The 4,426-nt window shown below is 73.0% G+C and carries 4 protein-coding genes; 1 reads left to right on the top strand and 3 read right to left on the bottom strand.

The window, feature by feature from the left end; genetic code table 11:
- Positions 1-561, bottom strand: a 561-nt coding sequence (locus ADY59_RS46650; RefSeq protein WP_049577611.1) for a citrate synthase, incomplete at its 3' end; no start/stop codon positions are given.
- A 67-nt stretch (positions 562-628) separates the two neighbouring features.
- Here ADY59_RS46650 and ADY59_RS46645 point away from each other — a divergent pair.
- Positions 629-1,846, top strand: coding sequence for a LeuA family protein (locus tag ADY59_RS46645; RefSeq protein ID WP_049577607.1), 1,218 nt, complete (start codon positions 629-631; stop codon positions 1,844-1,846).
- A gap of 8 nt (positions 1,847-1,854) precedes the next feature.
- Here ADY59_RS46645 and ADY59_RS46640 read toward each other — a convergent pair whose 3' ends face one another.
- Positions 1,855-3,141 (bottom strand): MFS transporter, encoded by a 1,287-nt coding sequence (locus ADY59_RS46640; RefSeq protein ID WP_049577604.1) that lies wholly within the window; start codon positions 3,139-3,141, stop codon positions 1,855-1,857.
- A gap of 69 nt (positions 3,142-3,210) precedes the next feature.
- The coding region (locus tag ADY59_RS46635) for an SbcC/MukB-like Walker B domain-containing protein (RefSeq protein WP_049577602.1) at positions 3,211-4,426 on the bottom strand (1,216 nt) is incomplete at its 5' end.

The raw sequence follows: 4,426 nt of genomic DNA, 5'->3' as shown, positions 1-4,426 counted from the left end.
GGGATGGGGAGGGTGCGCCGGGGGGCGGGGGAGGACGGGGAGGGCTTCGACGAGGCCGGCGATGAGGCGGCGGCCCGTGGCGGCGACCGACTCGGGGTCGAGCTGGAAGCGCAGGGAGTCGGACGCGCCGAGCACCGTGGTGATCACCTGGAGCCGGTCCAGCGGCAGGAGGTCGGCCAGGAGGCTCCGCTGGGCGGCGACGGCGGCGCGCAGCGCCTCGGGGTCGCAGGCCCACGGGACGGCCGGCGCCTCGGGGTCGCCGGTCCACAGCCAGGCGGCCGTCGCCTCGAAGCCCGTCGTGCGGGCCAGCTCCAGGGCGTCGACGCCGCGGTAGTACGGCCGGTCGCGGCCGAGCGCGGTGACGGCGGACTCGATGACCAGCTCCGGCGGCTGATGCCGGGGCCTGCCACGCCGGGCGAGCGCCTCGATCTCGGCGGCGTCGAACAGGCTGCGCCGCCCGTCGGTGCGCCGCGTCAGGACTCCCCGGCTCACGTACGCGTACAGCGTGGCGGGTTTGACGCCGAGTCGTTCGGCGGCTGTGGCCGCGTCGATCCATTCCACCCCGCCACCTCCATATTGACGAAAATCAATATTGATACACATTGAGCAATCATGTCAACGTGGCTGCATGCCTCAAGTTCACTTCCTCGACGTGACCAACCGGGACGGCGTGCAGACCGCGCGCACCGGCCTGTCGAAGTTCGGCAAGACCATGGTCAACTTCTATCTGGGCCGGCTCGGCGTCACACAGTCGGAGATCGGCTTCCCGTTCCTGTTCCACGAGGTCCCGTACGTGAAGGCGCAGGTGGCGCTGGCGGAGGCGGGGGCGTTCGGCGGGCTGCGGCTGTCCGGGTGGTGCCGGGGCGTGGCGGCGGACGTGGACAAGGCCGCGCCGCTGGGCCTGCGGCACTACAACCTGTCCATCTCGACGTCCGACTACATGATCCAGAACAAGTTCCGCGGCCGCCTGGATCGGGACGCGATCATCCGGGAGATGGCCGCCGCCGTGCGGGCCGCCACGGCGGCGGGAGCGGAGACGGTCGGCGTGAACGCCGAGGACGGCTCACGCACCGATGACGGGTTCCTGCTGGAGTTCGCGCTGGCGGCCAAAGAGGCGGGCGCCTGCCGGATCCGCTACTGCGACACCATCGGCGGCGACACGCCGGGCCGCATCCGCGAGCGCTTCGCCAAGCTCGCCACGGCAGTCGCGCTGCCGATCGAGACGCACTGCCACAACGACCTGGGCATGGCCGTGGCCAACTCCGTCTCGGGCGCGCTCGGCGACCTCGACGCGGGCCAGGACGCGTGGATCAACACGTGCGTGAACGGCATCGGGGAGCGTTCGGGCAACGCCGACCTGCTGTCCACGATCCTCGCCTTCCGGCACGGCTTCGGCGTGGAGGCGGACCTCGGTGACACGCTCGACCTGGGGTGGGCGCGCAGGTTCGGGCTGTGGGCGGCGTACGCGTTCGGGCAGCCGCTGCCGTACAACCAGGTCGGGGTGGGCCGCAACGCGTTCGCGCACGAGAGCGGCATCCACGCCGACGGCGCCCTGAAGGACCACGGCAACTACGAGCTGTACGACGAGGCGACGCTGGGCCCGTTCCCGCGCGACTGGCACGCGCGGGAGGGCCGGGTGGTGCTCACCGGGGAGTACGGCGGGAAGGCGGGCTTCCGGCACGTCATGGACGGCCTCGGCGTGGAGGTGCGTGACGAGGAGCTGGCGTTCCAGGTAGCGCAGCTCTGCAACGCGATGACCGGCAGACCGCTCACGGACGACGAACTCCGCCTGATCGGCGCGTACCCCCGCGAGTTGTCGCTGCTCTTCCCGGGCCAGCTGACCTGACGGAGCCCCTACAGCGTCTCGTCGCCGGTCTCGGGCAGGGCGATCAGGCAGAGCAGGCTCAGCACCGCCATCGCCGAGACGTACACGCCCACGCCCAGCACGCCGGCCCCGCTCGCCTGCATGCCGGTCGCCACCAGCGGCGGCACCGCGCCGCCCAGCACACCCCCCAGGCTGTAGGCGACGGAGGCGCCGCTGTAGCGGAACTCCGTCCTGAACAGCTCGGGCAGGAACGCGCCCATCGGCCCGAACACCAGCCCCATCAGGCCCAGCGCACCCGCCAGCGCCACCCCGACGAGCAGCACCGACCGGGTCTCCATCAGCGGGAACATCACCAGCCCCCACGCGATCGCGACCGACGTCCCGGTGATGAGCGTGCGCCGGCGGCCGAACCGGTCGGACACCATCGACGACACCACGGTCCCGGCCGCCATGAACACCACGCCGATCATCGTCAGCGCCAGCATGGTCGTGCGCGGGATCTCCAGGGTGTTCGTGCCGTAGGCCAGGCAGTAGGTGGTGGCGGTGTAGAAGAGCGTGTACGCGATCACCATCGCGCCGGCGCCGAGCAGGACGCGCCGCCACTGGTGGCGGACGAGCCCGGCGAACGGCACCTTGGCGATCCGCCGCTCGTCCATCGCGGCCTGGAAGACCGGCGTCTCGGAGATCTTCAGCCGCACGTACAGGCCGACGACCACGAGCAGCAGGCTCGCCACGAACGGCACCCGCCATCCCCACTCGCCGAACTGCTCCTCGCTGAGCGCCGATCCGAGGATCAGGAACAGCCCGTTGGCCGCGATGAACCCGACCGACGGCCCGAGCTGCGGGAACATCGCGTACAGGCCGCGCTTGCCCGGCGGCGCGTGCTCGGTGGCCAGCAGCGCCGCGCCGCCCCACTCACCGCCGAGCCCGATGCCCTGCGTGAACCGCAGCAGCACCAGCAGCACCGGAGCCGCGACGCCGATGACCGCGTAGCCGGGCAGCAGCCCGATGACCACCGTGGACAGCCCCATCACCAGCAGCGACACGACCAGCATGGACTTGCGCCCGATCCGGTCCCCCCAGTGCCCGAACACCGCCGACCCGAGCGGCCGCGAGATGAACGCCACCGCGAACGTCGAGAACGCGGCCAGGCTCCCGGCCAGCGGATCCATCTCGGGGAAGAACGCGGTGTTCAGCACCAGCGCGGCGGCGGTGCCGTAGATGTAGAAGTCGTAGAACTCGATGGCGGTGCCGATGAGGCTGGCGGCCGCGATCCGGGTGCGGCTGGGCGCCTCGGCCGGGGGGAGGTGCGTCATGTACGTCTCACTATGTGGTCTTACATCTTGTGAAGTGGTACGTGAACGCTACCACCTGCCGTTTCGCCGTTATCCCCCGATAACCGACAGGGTGGAGCCGGTGCGCGATTTGGCGACCCGAAGCTGAGCGGGGATGCGGGTGCGCAGCTCAGCGACGTGGCTGATGATGCCGACCGCCCGGCCGCCGTCGCGCAGGCCGTCGAGGATGTCGAGCACGCCGTCGAGTGTGTCCTCGTCCAGCGTGCCGAACCCCTCGTCGACGAAGAGCGTGCCGATCTCCGCGCCGCCCGCCTCGGCCGTCACCACGTCGGCCAGGCCCAGGGCCAGCGCGAGCGAGGTGATGAAGCTCTCGCCGCCCGACAGCGTCGCCGGGTCGCGCTCCACTCCGGTCCACCCGTCGTACACCCGCAGGCCCAGCCCGCCGCCCGACCTGGCCCTCGACCCGGCGGTCTTGGCGAGGTCGTGCCGGAGCAGGTAGCGGCCGCCGGACATGTGGTCGAGGCGCTCGTTCGCCGCGTCGGCCACCTGCCGCAGCCGCTCGCCCAGCACGTAGGAGGACAGGCTCATGCTCCACTGGTTGTCGCCCGACGTGCCGCTGGCCAGCGCCGCCATCCGCTCGGCCAGGCGGTGGCGGTCGGCGGCCGGCCGCCACCGCGCCACGCACCCCTCCAGCTCGGACCTCAGCTCCCCCAGCCGGGCGCGCCTGGCGGCGGCCCGGTCGCGGGCGGAGGCCAGCTCCGTGTAGGCGCGCTCGGCCTCGTCGCGCGCCGCCGCCAGCGCCTCCAGGTCGGGCGCCGGCTGCCCGGCGGCGGCCGTCAGCTCGGCGTCCTCCAGCGTGCTCGTCACGGCGGCGTGCTGGGCGTCGAGCCGGCGCAGGGTCTCGGCCTTGTCCTCCCGCTCGGCGGCGCTCCTCGCGGCGGCCTCCACGTCGGCCAGGTCGGCGAACCCGGCCTCGCGCGCCGCCCGCACCGCCGCCTCCGCCGCCCGGTCGCGCTCGCCCTCGGCGACGGCCGCCGCCCGTGTCGCCTCCAGCGCCTCCCGCAGCAGCTCGGCCTCGTCGTTCAGCCTGGTCAGGCGGGCGGTGATCGTCTCGTCTTCGCCGCGTGCCTCGTCGAGCCGGGCCCCCAGCCTGGCCGCGTCGGCGCTCAGCTCCTCCTGCCGGGTCCGGCCCGCCGCCAGCCTCGCGGCCACCCGCCGGGCCTCCGCCTGCAGCGTCTCCCGCTCCCGCGCCAGCCCGGCCACCGCCCCGGCCAGCTCCGCCTCCCGCCCGGCCGACGCCCCCAGC

It is taken from the genome of Nonomuraea sp. SBT364 (assembly GCF_001083785.1).
Lineage (GTDB): Bacteria > Actinomycetota > Actinomycetes > Streptosporangiales > Streptosporangiaceae > Nonomuraea.
The sequence above is the reverse complement of the archived record's forward strand: the minus strand, read 5'-3'. Positions and strand labels throughout refer to the sequence as shown.

Coding starts and splice junctions, on each gene's coding strand:
- ADY59_RS46645 (WP_049577607.1), top strand. CDS start 629: ATGCCTCAAGTTCACTTCCTCGACGTGACCAACCGGGACGGCGTGCAG.
- ADY59_RS46640 (WP_049577604.1), bottom strand. CDS start 3,141: ATGACGCACCTCCCCCCGGCCGAGGCGCCCAGCCGCACCCGGATCGCG.